Annotated in this window: 20 protein-coding genes and 2 tRNA genes; 14 read left to right on the top strand and 8 right to left on the bottom strand. The window is 65.6% G+C overall.

The window, feature by feature from the left end:
- The first annotated feature begins 84 nt into the window (after positions 1–84).
- Positions 85–1,149, top strand: a complete 1,065-nt coding sequence (locus tag V3B25_RS10150; RefSeq protein WP_329810622.1) for a DUF4238 domain-containing protein — start codon at positions 85–87, stop codon at positions 1,147–1,149.
- Between the two features lie 479 nt (positions 1,150–1,628).
- Here V3B25_RS10150 and V3B25_RS10155 read toward each other — a convergent pair whose 3' ends face one another.
- Positions 1,629–1,784, bottom strand: coding sequence for a hypothetical protein (locus V3B25_RS10155; RefSeq protein WP_177179536.1), 156 nt, complete (start codon positions 1,782–1,784; stop codon positions 1,629–1,631).
- A 180-nt stretch (positions 1,785–1,964) separates the two neighbouring features.
- On the opposite strand from V3B25_RS10155, the gene V3B25_RS10160 reads away from it, so the two are divergent.
- Entirely contained in the window at positions 1,965–2,450 is a 486-nt protein-coding gene (locus V3B25_RS10160) for a hypothetical protein (protein ID WP_329810654.1), read from the top strand.
- Positions 2,451–2,456: 6 nt separating this feature from the next.
- Here V3B25_RS10160 and V3B25_RS10165 read toward each other — a convergent pair whose 3' ends face one another.
- Positions 2,457–3,218: an SDR family oxidoreductase gene (locus tag V3B25_RS10165; protein ID WP_032130300.1), complete on the bottom strand. Its 762-nt coding sequence runs from the start codon at positions 3,216–3,218 to the stop codon at positions 2,457–2,459.
- A 132-nt stretch (positions 3,219–3,350) separates the two neighbouring features.
- Here V3B25_RS10165 and V3B25_RS10170 point away from each other — a divergent pair, with 132 nt between their 5' ends.
- On the top strand, positions 3,351–4,193 hold the full coding sequence (locus V3B25_RS10170) for a methylated-DNA--[protein]-cysteine S-methyltransferase (RefSeq protein ID WP_049423883.1): 843 nt from the start codon (positions 3,351–3,353) through the stop codon (positions 4,191–4,193).
- A 109-nt stretch (positions 4,194–4,302) separates the two neighbouring features.
- On the opposite strand, the gene V3B25_RS10175 is transcribed toward V3B25_RS10170, so the two are convergent.
- Positions 4,303–5,328, bottom strand: a complete 1,026-nt coding sequence (locus tag V3B25_RS10175) for an NADP-dependent oxidoreductase (protein ID WP_049423881.1) — start codon at positions 5,326–5,328, stop codon at positions 4,303–4,305.
- A 334-nt stretch (positions 5,329–5,662) separates the two neighbouring features.
- Between V3B25_RS10175 and V3B25_RS10180 the strand changes: the two genes are divergently transcribed.
- The 7 genes from V3B25_RS10180 to dxs all read left to right on the top strand — a co-directional run bounded on the left by V3B25_RS10180 (position 5,663) and on the right by dxs (position 12,261).
- Positions 5,663–5,738, top strand: a tRNA-Phe gene (locus tag V3B25_RS10180).
- A gap of 73 nt (positions 5,739–5,811) precedes the next feature.
- A tRNA-Phe gene (locus V3B25_RS10185) sits at positions 5,812–5,887 on the top strand.
- Positions 5,888–6,028: 141 nt separating this feature from the next.
- Positions 6,029–6,580 carry a lipocalin family protein gene (locus V3B25_RS10190; RefSeq protein ID WP_032130303.1) on the top strand — a complete coding sequence of 184 codons (552 nt, stop codon included), beginning with the start codon at positions 6,029–6,031 and terminating at the stop codon, positions 6,578–6,580.
- 162 nt (positions 6,581–6,742) lie between these two features.
- Positions 6,743–7,219: an LEA type 2 family protein gene (locus V3B25_RS10195; protein WP_032130304.1), complete on the top strand. Its 477-nt coding sequence runs from the start codon at positions 6,743–6,745 to the stop codon at positions 7,217–7,219.
- 65 nt (positions 7,220–7,284) lie between these two features.
- A complete protein-coding gene (locus V3B25_RS10200; protein WP_201116893.1) occupies positions 7,285–9,075 on the top strand; it encodes an acyl-CoA dehydrogenase C-terminal domain-containing protein in 1,791 nt (596 codons plus the stop codon).
- A 507-nt stretch (positions 9,076–9,582) separates the two neighbouring features.
- Entirely contained in the window at positions 9,583–10,248 is a 666-nt protein-coding gene (locus V3B25_RS10205) for an HNH endonuclease (RefSeq protein WP_019336875.1), read from the top strand.
- A gap of 105 nt (positions 10,249–10,353) precedes the next feature.
- Positions 10,354–12,261 (top strand): 1-deoxy-D-xylulose-5-phosphate synthase, encoded by a 1,908-nt coding sequence (dxs, locus tag V3B25_RS10210; protein WP_032130306.1) that lies wholly within the window; start codon positions 10,354–10,356, stop codon positions 12,259–12,261.
- A gap of 152 nt (positions 12,262–12,413) precedes the next feature.
- Here the strand turns inward: dxs and V3B25_RS10215 are convergent, their stop codons facing one another.
- The 3 genes from V3B25_RS10215 to V3B25_RS10225 form a co-directional block, all read right to left on the bottom strand.
- Positions 12,414–12,617: a hypothetical protein gene (locus V3B25_RS10215; protein WP_005417823.1), complete on the bottom strand. Its 204-nt coding sequence runs from the start codon at positions 12,615–12,617 to the stop codon at positions 12,414–12,416.
- A 167-nt stretch (positions 12,618–12,784) separates the two neighbouring features.
- A complete protein-coding gene (locus V3B25_RS10220; RefSeq protein WP_329810623.1) occupies positions 12,785–13,348 on the bottom strand; it encodes a DUF3011 domain-containing protein in 564 nt (187 codons plus the stop codon).
- A 132-nt stretch (positions 13,349–13,480) separates the two neighbouring features.
- Entirely contained in the window at positions 13,481–13,687 is a 207-nt protein-coding gene (locus tag V3B25_RS10225) for a hypothetical protein (protein ID WP_049423877.1), read from the bottom strand.
- Positions 13,688–14,091: 404 nt separating this feature from the next.
- Between V3B25_RS10225 and V3B25_RS10230 the strand changes: the two genes are divergently transcribed.
- The 4 genes from V3B25_RS10230 to V3B25_RS10245 all read left to right on the top strand — a co-directional run bounded on the left by V3B25_RS10230 (position 14,092) and on the right by V3B25_RS10245 (position 15,627).
- On the top strand, positions 14,092–14,376 hold the full coding sequence (locus V3B25_RS10230; protein ID WP_032128670.1) for a hypothetical protein: 285 nt from the start codon (positions 14,092–14,094) through the stop codon (positions 14,374–14,376).
- Positions 14,377–14,388: 12 nt separating this feature from the next.
- Positions 14,389–14,622 carry a DUF1653 domain-containing protein gene (locus V3B25_RS10235; RefSeq protein ID WP_032128669.1) on the top strand — a complete coding sequence of 78 codons (234 nt, stop codon included), beginning with the start codon at positions 14,389–14,391 and terminating at the stop codon, positions 14,620–14,622.
- Positions 14,623–14,708: 86 nt separating this feature from the next.
- The gene (locus V3B25_RS10240) at positions 14,709–15,281 is read left to right on the top strand and encodes a TetR/AcrR family transcriptional regulator (RefSeq protein WP_049401207.1); all 573 of its coding nucleotides are present in this window, start codon (positions 14,709–14,711) and stop codon (positions 15,279–15,281) included.
- A 13-nt stretch (positions 15,282–15,294) separates the two neighbouring features.
- Positions 15,295–15,627 (top strand): SMR family transporter, encoded by a 333-nt coding sequence (locus tag V3B25_RS10245; protein WP_005410423.1) that lies wholly within the window; start codon positions 15,295–15,297, stop codon positions 15,625–15,627.
- Between the two features lie 22 nt (positions 15,628–15,649).
- On the opposite strand, the gene V3B25_RS10250 is transcribed toward V3B25_RS10245, so the two are convergent.
- The gene (locus V3B25_RS10250; RefSeq protein WP_006380555.1) at positions 15,650–15,823 is read right to left on the bottom strand and encodes a DUF1328 domain-containing protein; all 174 of its coding nucleotides are present in this window, start codon (positions 15,821–15,823) and stop codon (positions 15,650–15,652) included.
- A 94-nt stretch (positions 15,824–15,917) separates the two neighbouring features.
- Positions 15,918–16,559 (bottom strand): LysE family translocator, encoded by a 642-nt coding sequence (locus tag V3B25_RS10255; protein WP_329810624.1) that lies wholly within the window; start codon positions 16,557–16,559, stop codon positions 15,918–15,920.
- Positions 16,560–16,655: the final 96 nt, after the last annotated feature.

Consider the following 16,655-nt stretch of genomic DNA (forward strand, 5'->3'; position numbering starts at 1 on the left):
CTGCGAGAGGCAAGGGCAAATCCGCCCGCCTAAGGGCAGCTATTCGGCAGGTGCCAAACTTCCCAAGTTGGAGCATGATGAGATATGGCCGGCCGACGACAGCATTACCTCCCTCGATTCCTGCAACGCACCTTTCGCTACCGAACGAGCGGCACGCAGGACTACGTGCACGCCCACGAGAGCACGCGGAGCTATGCGCCCAGCACCATGGGCCTAGGGCAAGAAAGGGATTTCTACGGAAATCCAGAAGAATCGTGCGCTGACGACAACGTTACGGAGAGCGAGAACCGACTCGCCCTGATACTTAATCGGCTGAACGAGAACCCATCCAGCGTTTCGCAAGGTGAGCAGGCGCTGCTCGTTGCTGCACTTGCGGTAAGAACGAAGAAGATGCGAGAATCGCTCGAGACCACGGTGAAAGTTTTCATCAACGAGCTGGCGGGACTGATCCAGACGCACGGCATCAGACGCCAGGAGATAGAAGCCTACTGGAGCGACAAGTCCAAACTTGAGGAAGTCATCCAAGGGGAACTGAAGAAACTTCCCCCCATGCCTCGCGAGATGCGCGCAAAGCTAGTTTCTCGGCTAAAGCAGGAGTGGCACAGGCGACGTGAGCAGATAATAGCCCAGATGCAGATCAACGGGAGAGCCTTGGCTGCTGAGCTTTTTGCACGCATGGATCATGAAAGCGCGCAAATGGCCGATAGAGCTTTCCGCAGAGTCTTCGAAGATGACCCGACGATCCCGGAGCGAGTGGCCTCTCTCACCCAGCTTTACGATTTTTCCGTCATCAATGCATCCGTAGGCGATGAGTTCATTCTTGGGGACTGCGCCGCAATCGGCTTTCGCGCTGATCGCTCACCTCGCTTGCCCATCGGAGATTTTGACGACGATTCTCCGCTGGATCAGATCTACCTCCCAGTCTCCCCCACGCGATGCATTGCCGCAGTGCGGAAGGGAGAGAGCGCCTGGGCTCAACTGAAGGAGATCAATAGTGCATCTGCAGCGTTGTCGCATCGCTTCTTCATCTCAAAGTCGGGGGAGCATCCAGATCTGCTCAAACTCCAAGCGCTTATTGGAACGGCCGATCCCTTGGCTTCAGAGGAAGATATGCGATCCCTTCTGACGAAGATCTATGAAGAGGACTGACTCTGTCGTCAGCCCCCACGCCACTCGATATGCTTCATTCATCACGGCAAGGGCGGGAAATCCTGCTTTCATCAACTTTGCGCAGGGAAATCAAGATGGTTGAGCAGTTCGGCTTGCGTCTACCTTGCGCTCTTGCTTACCGGCTATACCTCAGGCACCGGTCCACCAGCTGCCTCAGCGCCTCGCCCAGCGTGATCCCAGCGGCCTTGGCATCTACTGCCAGAAGCTCTGCTTGAGACTTGGGAACCTTCGGGTCCGGAAGAAGATCGCTGTAGCGCTTACCCTGCCCGGCCTTGGCCCGAACCCGGGCCGAGAACGGCTCGCGGACCTTGGCGTGCGTGTTCACCAGTGCCGCAAGGGCTGCGGTGGGTGTTACGCCCTGCTGCCGCGCCAAGGCTCGAAACGCGCCCGCCCTGTCAGCGTCGATGTGGACCGTAGGCAACCGGCTCGGGGCCGGCTGCCTGGTGATTCTGTAGGAGTCAGTCGCCGTCATGTGCCAGCTCTGCAATGCGCGCCTCCAATGCTCGGTTCAACCCGGACTTGCTGCGGCAAGCCTGCCGGGCCAGCACATCGCGGGCATCGCCATGGTTCCACGCGGCGGCCTCAACGAGATAGCGCTCCGCTTCGTCGCTCATCCTCCACCCGGTGATCGAGTCTTGGCAATCGACCTGTGGCAGCATGCCAGCGAGCACGTAGGCCGCCTCAGCATGACCGGGCCACAGGTCAGTCCTGTGCCAACGTCATGTGCAGGCACTGGCTTGCCGCTGCGGCCCCCGTGCAGCCAGAATCCGAGGCACCACGCCCACCGGTATGCCATGCCCTCTTCTGCCCAGCACGCAGCACACGCCGTGCCGATGCGCCTCGATGCGACCGACGGCAGCATCCAGCTCGGCAATCTGCCGGCCTTGATCTGCCCCACGCTCTCACTGGATGAAGCGCGCATCGCCTTTACCGCCTTGGTAAGTGGGGAGCGTGATGTCGGCACCGGCTATCACTGGTTGAGCCTGCACCGGCTCAGCCTAGGCGGTGCGCCCGCTGGCATCAGCCTGTGCTTCCTCGGACAACAGCTCGACATGGTGACGATGGGGGTCGATCTACCCGGTGCAGCACTGGAAGACGGCTGGCCGACCCAGGCCGCAATCGATGCAGAAGTCGCCTTCATGCGCCGCACGCTGGGTGTGGCGCTGGGTCGCAAGCTGAGCGGCGGCCAAGCCCGGTTCAACTGGGGCGAAGCCTGGGCCCGTTTCGATCCGAAAGGCTTCATGGCCAGCAGCGGCATTCGCTACTCACCACGCACGTGACCGCGCTCAGGTACGGGTGATCGACACCCCCCCCTCCACGCGCATCGCGGTACCCGTAACGAAACTGCTCTCATCGCTGGCCAGGAACAGCGCCGCATTGGCGATCTCCTCCGGCTCGGCGAGGCGCTTGAGTGCGTGCAACGAGCGCACGAAGTCGCGGGCATCGCCGGTCGGTGCGGCCTGCCGGCCCATCTCCGTATCGGTGCCACCGGGCAGCAGTACGTTGCTGCGCACACCGCGCGCACCGTATTCGGCAGCGATCACCTGGCTCAGGCCGATCAGCCCGGCCTTGCTTGACGCATAGGCCGCCATGCCCGGGAATCCCACGGTGTGGCCGACGAAGGTACCGACGAACACCAGCGAGCCGCCGCCGCGCGCCAGCAGTGCCGGCAGCTGCGCGCGTGCCGCATGGAAAGCGGCGTCGAGATTGGTGGCCATCACCTCGCGCCAGGCATCCACCGGAAACTCCGCCGCCGGCACGCCCGGGCCGAGCATGCCGGCATTGTTGAGCGCGATGTCCAGGCCGCCGAATGACTGCTGGGCCAGATCGACCAGCGCCTGCGCCGTGCCCGGGTTGGCCACGTCGGCGGCGTGCACCACGGCTTCGCCACCGGCAGCGCGAATCTGCTCGGCCAGCGCCTGCAGCGGCTCCGGCCGCCGTGCGTTGAGCACCAGCTTTGCTCCTTCGGCGGCGAAGCGCAGCGCGCTGGCGCGGCCGATACCGGCGCTGGCACCGGTGATGAGAGCGATCTTGTTGTTCAGGCGCATGGTCGTGGTACCGGTTGTGAAGTGGCCGCCACGATGCCGTGCCTTCGGCCCGCCAACACTCCGTTTCCGGGCCTCACAGGTGAGTGCAGGAAACGGAGTTTCCGCAGCACCGGCACGTGCCAGAATCCGGCCATGGACAGTACCGCCACCACCGCCCTCGATGACCGCATCGAACGGGTCTGCCGGCACCTGCAGGCCAGCCTCGACGAACCCTCGCTGCAGGAACTGGCCGATATCGCTGGCTGCAGCCCGACGCGCCTGCATCGCCTGTTCAAGCAGTCCACCGGGCTGACCCCCAAGCAGTACGCCGCCGCGCTGCGCGCCGACCGCCTGCGCACCGGGCTGGAACAACAGGAACGCATCACCGACGCCTTCCACGATGCTGGCTTCGGTTCCAGTGGACGCTTCTACGAGAACGCACCGAAGTTGCTGGGCATGACGCCCAAGCAATGGCGCGCAGGGGGGCGCGGCGAAGTCATCCACTTCGCGCTTGCCGAAAGCTCACTGGGCAGCGTGCTGGTGGCCAGCAGCGGGACCGGCGTGGTTGCGATCCTGCTCGGCGACGATCCGGAGACCCTGCTGCAGTCGCTGCAGCAACGCTTCCGACAGGCCGAACTGGTGGGCGCCGACCAGGGCTACGAGCAACTGGTGGCACAGGTCGTAGGCCTGGTCGAGGATCCTTCGCGAGGCGCCACGTTGCCACTGGACATCCGCGGCACCGCGTTCCAGCAACGGGTGTGGCAGGCGCTGCAGCAGATTCCGCGTGGGCAGACTGCCTCGTATGCGGATATCGCCGCGCGTATCGGCGCGCCGCGCTCAAGCCGTGCCGTCGCACGCGCATGCGCAAGCAATCCGTTGGCGGTGGCCGTGCCCTGCCACCGCGTGGTGCGCCGCGATGGCGACCTGTCCGGCTATGCCTGGGGCGTAGCGCGCAAGCGCGAACTGCTGCGCCGGGAAAAGGCCTCGACTGCCTGACGTGGGTGCCGACCTTGGTCGGCACACCCAGCTTCCGGTAGCTGCCGACCTTGGTCGGCACACTCAGCTTCCCGTAGGTGCCGACCTTGGTAGGCACACCGCCAAGGCCTCAATCCAGCTTCACCACCAGCTTGCCGAAGTTGCGCCCCTGCAACAGCCCGAAGAACGCCTCCGGCGCATTCTCCAGCCCTTCCACCACATCCTCGCGGTACTGGATGCGGCCGTCGCGCAGCCATTGCGGCATCTCGCGTTCGAACTCCGGCCACAGGTGGTTGAAGTCGTGCACGATGAAACCACGCACGGTCAGGCGCTGGCGCAGGATCTGGCTGAACAGTGCGGGCAACCGGTCCGGGCCGGGCTGCTCGACGCCCCGCTCGTTGTAGGTGGCGATGGTGCCGCACACCGGAATGCGGGCGAAATCGTTGAGCAGCGGCAGCACTGCATCCAGCACGTGCCCGCCTACGTTCTCGAAATACACGTCGATACCCCTGGGCACCGCCGCACGCAGCTGCGCGGCGAAATCAGCGGCGCGATGATCCAGCGCCACGTCCACGCCCAGCGTCTGCAGATAGGCACGCTTGGCTTCGCCGCCGGCGATGGCGACCACGCGCGCGCCCTGCAGCTTGGCCAGCTGGGCCACGGTCGCGCCCACCGGCCCGGTCGCGGCAGCCACCACCAGCGTCTCACCCGGCTTCAAACGGGCGATTTCATGCAGGCTGGAATAGGCGGTGAAGCCGGGCATGCCATACACGCCCAGCGCGGTACTCAGCGGCAGTCCGGCCGGGTCCAGGCGGCGCCCCAGTGCCTTGGCCGGCAGCACCGCGTGGGTCTGCCAGCCACCCGGCGCCAGCACCAGCTCACCTGCGGCTACGCCCTCGGCGTTGGACTGCAGCACCTCGGCCACGGTCTGCCCTTCCATCACCGCGCCCACCGCCACCGGCGCGGCATACGAGGGGCCCTCGTCCATGCGCCCACGCATGTACGGGTCCAGCGACAGGTAGCGGTTGCGCAGCAGCACTTCGCCATCGGCCAATGACGGCAACGCAACCTGTTCCAGGCGGAAGTTGGCTGCACTTGGCGCCCCCTGCGGACGCGACGCAAGCACGATGCGGGAGGTGGTCGAGGGATCGGACATGGCCAGGTCTCTGCTGTTGCCAGCATCAGGAAAGGAGTGCCGACACTACGCCGCAGCCATCCCCGATGGCGGCCACGAAAACAGCGTTCCATCGCCCGGACCGGCGCAGGTCCGGCGCAGCCCTTGCCCTTGCAGCTTTGGCGATCGCGGCGATCTGCTGATTTCCACCGCAGACGATGATCGACTGGCCACACCCCGCCCCAGAACGGAGGATCAAGCACTTGCGAGCGCGCAGACGGCAATGTGAAGAAATCTTGGCAAAACGCTTGCCGAAGGCAGCCGACCTCCGTAATATACGCGTCCTTGGCAGCGACCTCGCTGCAACGAAACATGTGGCCGAGTAGCTCAGTTGGTAGAGCAGGGGATTGAAAATCCCCGTGTCGGCGGTTCGATTCCGTCTTCGGCCACCACTTTCGAAGGCCTGCAGAAATGCGGGTCTTTTTTTTCCGGAAACCGGGTTTGATCACGGTTGCCACACAATTTGGCCGAGTAGCTCAGTTGGTAGAGCAGGGGATTGAAAATCCCCGTGTCGGCGGTTCGATTCCGTCTTCGGCCACCATCTTCAGAGACCTGCAGAAATGCAGGTCTTTTTTTTGTTCGCGCTCCGCGCAAGCGGCGGCCACACCACCCGGTTGACGAAACATTTACACCGGCATGTGCGGTGGCACCTACGCTCCAGACTCCTGCCTGGAGCCTGCCGATGCCTCTGCGCCCGACCCTGCTTGCCTGCCTGCTGCTGGCCGCCTCCCCGGTGATCGCCGCCGAACCGGTGCGCGCAGTCGACACGCTGGACATCGACCGCTACGCAGGCCAGTGGCACGAGATCGCGCATCTTCCGGTGTCGTTCCAGAAGCAGTGCGTCGGCGAGATCACCGCCAACTACGGGCTGCGCCGCGATGGCCGCATCAGTGTCACCAATGCCTGCCGCAACGGCGACGGAGAACGCGTGGTTGCTGAAGGCGTTGCACGCCCGGTTGCAGGCCATCCCGGCCAGTTGCAGGTGCGCTTCGTGCCGGACTGGCTGAGCTGGGTGCCACTGGTCTGGGCGGACTACTGGGTCCTGGCACTGGACCCGGACTATCAGTGGGCATTGGTCGGTGAGCCGGACCGTAAGTACCTGTGGATCCTCTCGCGCCTGCCGGAAATGGATCGCGCCCGGTTCGAACAGTTGAAAGAGAAAGCCGAGACGATGGGCTACGACCTCGGCCCACTGCGCCTGATGGCTCCGATTCGCGATACGCCCGCCGACTGAACCGCGTCGCATCCGGCGCACCACGCGCGCGCCATCCGGCGCCGCGCACGCCCGGCCGCCATCTTCACGCGCTACCCTCTGCGACGGGTCGCCACAGGCGATCCAAACGACCATACGCCGTAGTATGCTTATCCAACGCACCCCTCCAGAGGACCTGCGCCCATGCTCCACCGCTTCCGTATCGCCTTGATCGTCCTGTGCACCCTCGCCCTTGTTGCCTGCAACAACGGCATCGTCAAGCGTGTTTCGGAACCGGCGGCCAGCCTGCAGCAGCTGACCGTGCGCGCCGACGGCAACTGGACCGTAGCCCTGCGCCTGCAGAACTACAGCTCCATGCCCATGACCTTCGATGACGTCGCGCTGGCGCTGACCGTCGGCGACAGCGACGCCGGCACCCTGCAGGCCAAGCCGGGCATTTCCATCGGCGGCACCTCGGCCGACGTCATCCAGGTCAACCTGGTGCCCAGCTCGGCCGCACGCCTGGTGGTGGCCGATGCGCTGGCCAGCAACCGCACCCTGGCCTATGGCCTGAAGGGAACGGTGGCAGCAACGCCGCAGGAAAAGAAGCAGCGCAGCTTCGACATCAGCAGCCGCAGCACCCTCAACCAGGCCCCGGGCCTGCCGGGCGTGCTGCGCTGACTCCCGCTTTCCGCCGCGGCGCCCGGCGCCGCTCCCCCTGTCCCTGATCAAATCGAGACGTACCGATGAGCAGCTACACCGCCCCGCTTTCCGACCTCCGTTTCGCCCTGCACGATGTGCTCAAGGTCGAACCCCTGTTCGCCCGCCTGGGCTTCACCGACGCCACCGCCGACGTGGTCGATGCCGTGCTGGAAGAAGCCGGCCGCTTCAGCGCCACCGTGCTGGCCCCGCTCAACAGCGTCGGCGACGAGATCGGCTGCGTGCTCGACCAGGCCACCGGTGAAGTGACCACCCCGCCCGGCTTCAAGCAGGCCTACGACCAGTTCGTCGATGGCGGCTGGACCGGCCTGACCGCCTCGCCGGAGCTGGGCGGCCAGGGCCTGCCGCACACCCTGGGCGTGCCGCTCAACGAGATGATCAACGCCGCCAACCTGGCGTGGGGCAACTTCCCGCTGCTCTCGCACGGCGCCATCGAAGCGCTGAAGCAGCACGGCGAGGCCTGGCAGCACGAGGCCTTCCTGAAGCCGCTGATCGAGGGCCGTTGGACCGGCACCATGTGCCTGACCGAGCCGCACTGCGGCACCGACCTGGGCCTGCTCAAGACCAAGGCCGAGCCGAATGCCGATGGCAGCTACTCGATCACCGGCACCAAGATCTTCATCACCGCCGGCGAGCACGACCTGACCGGCAACATCGTGCACCTGGTGCTGGCCAAGCTGCCCGACGCCCCTCCGGGTGCCAAGGGCATCTCGCTGTTCGTCACCCCGAAGTTCAAGGTCGACCGCGAAGGCAACGTCGGCGAGCGCAACGCACTGCGCTGCGGCTCGATCGAGCACAAGATGGGCATCAAGGGGTCGGTCACCTGCGTGATGAACTTCGATGGTGCGCAGGGCTACCTGGTCGGCCAGCCGCACAAGGGCCTGCAGGCCATGTTCACCATGATGAACACCGCGCGCCTGGGCGTCGGCCTGCAGGGCATCGGCCTGTCCGAGCGCGCCTACCAGAACGCACTGAAGTACAGCCGTGAGCGCCTGCAGTCGCGCGCCCTGAGCGGCGCCAAGTTCCCGGACAAGCCGGCCGACCCGATCCTGGTCCATCCGGATGTGCGCCGCATGCTGCTGACGGTGAAGTCACTGGTCGAGGGCAGCCGCCTGCTGGCCCTGCACGCCGCCACCCTGATCGACGTCGCCCACCACGCCGAGGATGCCGCCGAGCGCGAGCGCGCCGACACCCTGGTGAGCTTCCTGACCCCGATCTCCAAGGCCTGCCAGACCGAATGGGGCATCGAGAACACCTACAACGCCCTGCAGTGCTTCGGTGGCCACGGCTACATCCGCGAACACGGCATGGAGCAGCTGGCCCGCGATGCGCGCATCACCACGCTGTATGAAGGCACCACCGGCATCCAGGCGCTGGACCTGATCGGCCGCAAGACCGCGTCCAGCCAGGGCGCCGGCCTGAAGCTGATGCTGGCCGAGATCGAAGCCTTCGCCAAGGCCAACGAGGGCAACGAAGCGCTGGCCGAGTTCATCGGCCCGCTGCGCGCCAAGGCCGCCGAATGGGGCAAGCTGACCATGGATGTGCTGCAGCGTTCGGCTTCCAATCCGGACGAACTCGGCGCGGCCAGCTACGACTACCTGTTCTATTCGGGCTACGTGGTGCTGGCTTACTGGTGGGCCCGCAGCGTGGCGGCCGCCGATGCCAGCGCGCACGGCGCCGCTTTCGCCCAGGGCAAGCGCGAGACCGCACGGTTCTACTTCGCCCGCGTGCTGCCGCGCACCCTCAGCCACGCCGCCGCGATCCAGGCCGGCGCCGCCCCGCTGATGGCGATGGACGACGAGCGCTTCGGCGCCTGAGCCGGGCTGCGCCCGGCACCCGCGGTAGTGCCGGCCGCTGGCCGGCCACCGCAACAGCAACATCAACGGCAAGAGCTGGCTTCCTGCAGGGTGGCGAGGTGGGTCCAATTGCGGGGGACGGCGCAAGTACGTCCCTGTAGCCTCGGTCGCGCCATCCATGGCGCTCACGCCCCCGCAACCGGACCCACCCCGCCCTCGACAGATTTCTGCTGCTGGTAGGTGTCGACCTTGGTCGACACCGTAGATCCACGCCATGCGTGGATGGAAACCACCGAAATCCATCTGGAGAAAAGCCCCCTTTTGTTAAAGGGGGCGCGCCGACAGGCGCGGGGATTAGGAAGAATGCGCGGGCAACCCAGCGCGCCAACGGCGGGCTGGGTTGCTAAAGGGGGCGCACCGACAGGTGCGGGGGATAGGAGGAATGCGTGGACCTGAATGTTGACGATTTGTGTATCGCCTGTCGGCGATACACAAATCGTCAACATTCAGGTATAAGCTGTTCTCCCGATGGAGACAGACACTACACGCTTGGGTCTGATCGAAGCCGGAGCTCCGTTTTCTGCTCCGGGCGCCGAAGCATCGCCCAACGCCACGACGCTGCATCGCCCCGGTTCGGTCCGGCTGCTCTCGCTTGATGCCCACGGACGCGTACTGGACTGGATCACCTGGCAGGATGCGGCCTGCCTCTACGCCCGCGAGGCGGTGGCTTGGACGCTGGGCGATCCCTGCCTGCACATCCACGGCGGCACCAACCGCTTCAGCGGCCTGCAGAGCGGCATGGACCTGCACCCCATCATCGCCGCTCGCGGCCACGCCCGCTCCCGCGCGATCGACCCGACGCCGAACCTGACCAACCCGGCCCTGTTCGCCCGCGACGCGCACCTGTGCATGTACTGCGGCCAGCAGTTCAACCGCCCCACGCTCACCCGCGACCACGTCATGCCGCTGTCCAAGGGTGGCCTGGACTGCTGGGAAAACGTGGTCACCGCCTGCTTCCACTGCAACTCGCGCAAGAGCGACCGCACCCCGCAGCAGGCCGGAATGCCGTTGCTGGCGGTGCCTTACCGGCCCAGCTGGATCGAGCACCTGATCCTGTCCAACCGCAACATCCTGGCCGACCAGATGGCCTTCCTGAAGGCGCAATTGCCCAAGCGGTCAAAACTGAGCACCTGAATCGCTGAAAATGCAACCCTCACCGTCCTGTCACGGGCGGCGGCGTTTGCTTGCCCCACCCCCGTTTGAGGGCGAAAATGGGCGTTCAGAACAAGTGCGAACATGATGATCGACTCTGCCCGCTATCCCCGCCTCGCGCGCATCCAGACACCGGATGACCTGCGCACGTTCGACGAATCCGAATTGAGGGCGGTCGCCGACGAACTGCGCGCCTACCTCATCGAGTCGGTGGGCAAGAGCGGCGGCCACTTCGCCGCCGGTCTGGGCGTGATCGAACTCACCGTGGCCCTGCACTACCTGTACCAGACCCCGCAGGACCAGCTGGTCTGGGACGTCGGTCACCAGACCTACCCGCACAAGATCCTGACCGGTCGCCGCGACGAGATCCACACCGTCAAGCAGAAGGACGGCGTCGCGCCGTTCCCGAAGCGCGAAGAGAGCGAGTACGACACCTTCGGCGTCGGCCACTCCTCGACCTCGATCTCGGCCGCACTCGGCATGGCCATCGCCCGCCAGTCCGAAGGCGACAACCGCCAGGTCGTTGCAGTGATCGGTGATGGCGCAATGACCGCCGGCATGGCGTTCGAAGCGCTGATGCACGCCGGTGGCATGGAGCCCGAGCCGAACCTGCTGGTGATCCTCAACGACAACAACATGTCGATCTCCGAGGCGGTCGGCGGCCTGACCAAGATGCTCGGCCGTGCCACCGGCAGCCGCACGCTCAATGCGCTGCGCGAAGGCGGCAAGAAGATCCTCGGCGACAAGAAGAACAATCCGGCGCGCTTCGTGAAGCGCTGGGAAGAACACTGGAAGGGCATGTTCGTGCCGTCCACGATGTTCGAGGAAATGGGCTTCCACTACACCGGCCCGATCGACGGCCACGACATGCCCGCCCTGCTGTCCACGCTGAAGACGCTGCGCGCCTCCAAGGGCCCGAAGCTGCTGCACGTGATGACCACCAAGGGCAAGGGCTACGAGCCGGCCGAAGGCGACCAGATCGGTTACCACGCCGTCGGCCCGTTCGATCCGGACAAGGGCCTGGTGGCCAAGGCCGGTGCCAAGAAGCCGACCTACACCGATGTGTTCAGCGACTGGCTGTGCGATGCCGCCGCTGCCGAGCCACGCCTGTACGGCATTACCCCGGCGATGCGCGAAGGCTCCGGCCTGGTGCGTTTCAGCAAGGAATACCCGCAACGCTATTTCGACGTGGCAATTGCCGAGCAGCACGCGGTCACCCTCGCCGCCGGCATGGCCACCCAGGGTGGCAAGCCGGTGGTGGCGATCTACTCGACCTTCCTGCAGCGTGCGTACGACCAGCTGGTGCATGACGTGGCCATCCAGGACCTGGACGTGCTGTTCGCGATCGACCGCGCCGGCGTGGTCGGCCCGGACGGCGCGACCCATGCCGGCAACCTCGACCTGAGTTTCCTGCGCTGCGTGCCGAACATGGTGGTGATGGCACCGTCCAACGAAGCCGAGTGCCGGCAGATGCTCAGCACTGGCCTGCAGCACCCGGGCCCGGCCGCCGTGCGCTATCCGCGCGGCACCGGCACCGGCGTTGCCGCCGGTACCGACCTGTCCACCCTGCCGATCGGCAAGGGCGAGCTGCGCCTGCAGGGCAGCCGCGTCGCGCTGCTCGCCTTCGGCAGCACCGTGGCCGCCGCTGAGCAGGTCGGCCGCGAACTGGGGCTGAGCGTGGTCAACATGCGCTTCATCAAGCCGCTGGACCGCGAACTGGTGCTGGCCGTGGCCGCCCAGCACGAGGGCCTGGTCACGATCGAAGACAACGTGGTGGCCGGCGGCGCCGGCTCCGGCGTCGGCGAACTGCTCAACGCCGAAGGCGTACTGCGCCCGATCCTGCACCTGGGCCTGCCCGACAGTTACCAGCACCACGCAAGCCGTGAGGACCTGCTGGCCGAAGCCGGTATCGATGCGGCGGGCATCCGCGCGGCGGTACTCAAGCGCTGGCCGCAGCTGGCTGCCGGGACCCCGCCGCTCAGCGCGGCGGGCTGAGGCCGGTCACCACCAGTAGATCCACGCATGGCGTGGATCTACTGCGGAACAGGGGTCGATCCACGCCATGCGTGGAGACAGATGCAAAGTAGATCCACGCCGTGCGTGGATGGCGGGCTCCGGAACGATGATCTGGCCGGAAACCCCAACCCTCAGCCGTAGCTGACCGCTTCCACGAACGCACCGCTGGCCTCCACCCGCACCGCAGCGCGCTGCCCGGTGTCGACGAAGTGGAGGCGTGCAAGGGTTTCAGCGAAATCGTAGGCCCGGGCACCATCGCGGAACTCGATCGGTTCCGGCCGGTCCGGGTGCAGCACGCGCCATTGGCGTTGCTCGCATTGCAGGCGGATCAACATGCAGCTCACTCCTTGAGGCAGCGTATCGACGGTGGCGGGACGGGCGTGCCGGTTACGGCAGACTTCATCGCGACGGATCAGGGGCACGCAGGGGTGCCCTGATCACAGAAGATACGACGTTCAAAATGTGAGCTGTATCAGATTATTCTGATTTTCGATGGGCGAGCTCAATTCACCTGGAACTGCGCCCGGCAGCCGTCGCTGACCCAGATGCCACGACGGTTCCAGCCCCAGGTCTGGCCCTCGATGCAGGCGCTGCGTGAATCCTGACGCACCAGGCGCACACCACGACGGATGCGGGCATCACAGTACTCCTGGCGGTGGCCGTTGGAATGGCAGCTGATCACCTCACCCCCGCCCCAGCCATTGCCACCGTTACCCCAGCCGTTGCCATGGCCACCACCCCAGCCACCGCCACGGCGGTACTCGCCAACGAACTCGGCACGGCAGCCCTGGGTGACCCACACACCGTAGCGCGATTGCCCCCAGGTCTCGCCTTCCACGCACGGCGAACCGGACAACTGGCGGATCATCCGGGCACGGCCTTCCAAGCGGCATTCATTGCTGCGGTTCTTGATCGATTCGCAGCGGACGATGCCGCCGCCATCACGACCGCCATAGCGATCGTCGTCATAACCGTAGCCATAGCTCTGCGCCTGCGCGCCGCCTGCGGCCGCCAGCATCGGCAGCAGCGTGCAGGCCAGGGTTCGCCAGGTGAGTGCCTTGCCCATCGGAATCTCCGGATGAATACGATGGCGCAAGCATCCGGGATTCGTGGCGCGGCGCACAGGGGGGCGCACCACGGCGGTTTTTTCCCCATTCAAACAACTCAACCGTGGCTGACTGCGCCTCGGCCGGTGGCGTCACTCCCCGATATGGAGCGCATCCACGGTGCTGCCGAGCGCCTCGACCCGGACCGTGCTGCGCTGGCCGGTGCGACGATGGTGCTCGAGGGCCAGCGCAGCGGCCGCGTCGAAGGCATCGGCACCGCGGGCGTAACGGGTGGCGTCACCCGCCTTCGGATGCAACACGGACCAGTGCCGGGCAGTGCATTGGACGGTAAAGACCATGAGAAGCTCCTGCGGAAGGAAAGAGGCGGTGACAGGCGGCAGAGCCACGTGCCAGTACACCCTCAGGCTATCGATCGCGTCGGAGATGGCCCATCAGATTTGTACGAAAATGCCTCAGGATTCGGTCGGGCGCTTCCCAACCCTCACATCCCTGAGGCTGTTTAGTGAAGGCGTTCCGTGACCCTTGTCACGGAGTTGACGGAGCTTCACACTACCGTCACCAACAGGGGCCCCTTCCACATGCGCACCTTCTTCTCGCAGCAGCGCTGGACGCTGCTGAAGTTCTATTTCGTGGCCAGCTATCTGGTGCTGATTGAAGAGCTGATCCGCGCCGCCATGCACTGAGCGCTTGCTGGAGGGCTATTTGCGACAGACACTGTCGCTTTAGGCACGGAGCCCGCCCGATGAAAGCGCTTCTTCTGATTCCAGCCCTGCTGGTGCTGACCGCGTGCGCCAACCAGCACGACGCCGCCGCACGCGCCGATGCGGCGCCCACCTCGTCTGCGATACCGAAGGTGGGCGGCGATCGCGATGCCCACGGATGCATTGGTTCGGCCGGCTACCAGTGGTGCGAGCACAGCCAGCGTTGCGAACGCCCGTGGGAACTGGCACAGGCACAGGGCCTGGCCAATACCGCCGAGGCCATCGATGCCTACTGCGCGAAGCCGGCCAGCCCGGCACGCAAGTGAGGCGCGCACCCCATGGCTGAGCTGAGCCCGCTACCCACCCTGGCCCCGGGTCGCTACCGCCACTTCAAGGGCGGCGAGTACGACGTGCTCGATATCGTCCGCAGCAGCGAGACGCTGGAGCCACTGGTGCTGTATCGCGCGCTCTATGGCGAAGGCGGCCTGTGGGTGCGCCCGTATGCCATGTTCGTCGAACAGGTACCGGGCGAACACGGACCGCAGCCGCGTTTCGCCCGCATCGACGCATGACGGTTCCGCTGCCGGCCCTGGCCGGCAGCGCGGTGACACCACGGGCCTGCGTTACAATCGTACCGTCCAGTCGGTTTCTTCCCGCCATGTCCGCATCCCCCTCCCGCTCGCGCCGCAAGGCGCCCGACAGCGTGCGCCAGTCACTGCTGCAGGCCACCATTGAAGTGATCGGCCGTAATGGCCTGGCCGCGCTGACCGTGCAGGACGTCGCACAGGCCGCCGGTGTCAGCAAGGGTGCGCTGTTCCATCATTTCAGCAGCAAGCAGGCACTGGTGGATGAAGCCATCGGAGCGCTCATCGGCGAATTCGAAGCGCGGGTACGTGCCCTGCTGCAGGAAAACCCCGAAGGGCATGGTCGTTTCAGCCGCGCCTATGTGCAGGCCAATTTCGAGCATCTGCTGCAGCAGGAACAGGACAACGACATCGGCCTGACCCTGGGCAACCTGATGGAACCAGCCCTGCTCGCGCATTGGCGTACCTGGAAGCGTGCGATGCTGGCCGAGTTCGCCGGCGAAGCCAACGATCCCCGACTGTATGCGGCGCGCTGCGCTGCCGATGGCTACTGGGCCACGGCCTATGGGCGACCGCTGGACGAGGAAGAACGCGCCAACGCATTGGCGATGGCCGAACAGGCCCTGAAACTATGCGACCCGCAGTAAGCAGGAGCGCTCAATGAATCCCTACCTCTACCTTGCCGCTGCCATCGTGCTGGAAGTAATTGCCACGTCGCTGCTGAAGGCATCCGACGGCATGAGCCGGCTGGCGCCGACACTGGGCGCACTGGTCGGCTATGGACTGTGCTTCTACCTGCTGTCGATGACCATGAAGTCGATCCCGACCGGCATCGCCTACGCGATCTGGTCCGGCGTCGGCATCGTGCTGATCTCGCTGATCGGGCTGGTGGTGTTCAAGCAGCGCCTGGATGCACCGGCGTTGATCGGCATCGGCCTGATCTGTGCTGGCGTACTGGTGATCAATCTGTTCTCGCGCAGCAGCGCACACTGAGTACGCTGCTGCGCGATCAACGCTAGCTGACCTTCTTCGCTACGGTCATGCCGAGCAGGAACAGCACCACGGCGATGATGATGCCGGCCCAGAACAGGAACTTGGCGATGCCGACCGCGGCACCGGCAATGCCGCCGAAGCCGAGCACGCCCGCAATGACGCCGATGATGGCGAAGATGATGGCCCACTTGATCATGTCAAACCTTTCCCCGTGGGGACTGCGTACAGGATGATCAGGCTAGGCCGTAGCCGATGCGGCAGTCGTGAACAGGCCGCGTGCGCGGCGTGAATCAGCGCGGGCGGAAACGCAGCAGTGCCACCGCAAAGGCCAGGAACACGCTACCCACCAGCCGCTCGAACCAGCGCCGCGCGAAGGGTTTGGCCAACCATCGGCGCAGGCCATGGCCACCGGCGGCATACATCACGTACCAGAACAGTTCGCAGCCGGCGAAGGTGGCAACCAGCACGCTGTACTGCAGCGCCTGGCCGCGTGATGGGTCGACGAACTGCGGCAGGAACGCCGCCGCGAACAGCAGCAGCTTGGGATTGCTCAGGCCCACCAGAAGACCACCACGGAACACCTTCCACGCGCCCAGCGAGGCCGCAACCGGCGGCGTAGCATCGACCGTCACCGGTGGTGCCGGACGGCAACTGTCACGCCATGCCTTCAGGCCCAGCCAGGCCAGATAGGCCACGCCCAGATAGCGCAACACCTCAAACAGCATCGGCGAGGAATGCAGCAACGCACTCAGGCCTGCTGCGGAGGCCGCCAGCACCAGCAGCATCGCCAGCAGGCAGCCAGCCATCGCCGGCACGCTACCGCGAAAGCCGAGCCCGACGCTGCGACCGAGGATATGCAGCATGTTCGGCCCCGGCGTACCACACAGAACGAACACCGTGGCGAGAAACCACCACCAGGTATGCAGGGCCATATCGGACATCCACTTCAGAAGATCCCACCAGCATAGAGTGCGCCGGCCTGGCGCGGCACACACAGCGCAGCATGGATGCGGTGGTTACAGAGGCAG

Source organism: Stenotrophomonas sp. SMYL8 (genome assembly GCF_036320065.1).
GTDB lineage: Bacteria > Pseudomonadota > Gammaproteobacteria > Xanthomonadales > Xanthomonadaceae > Stenotrophomonas > Stenotrophomonas maltophilia_A.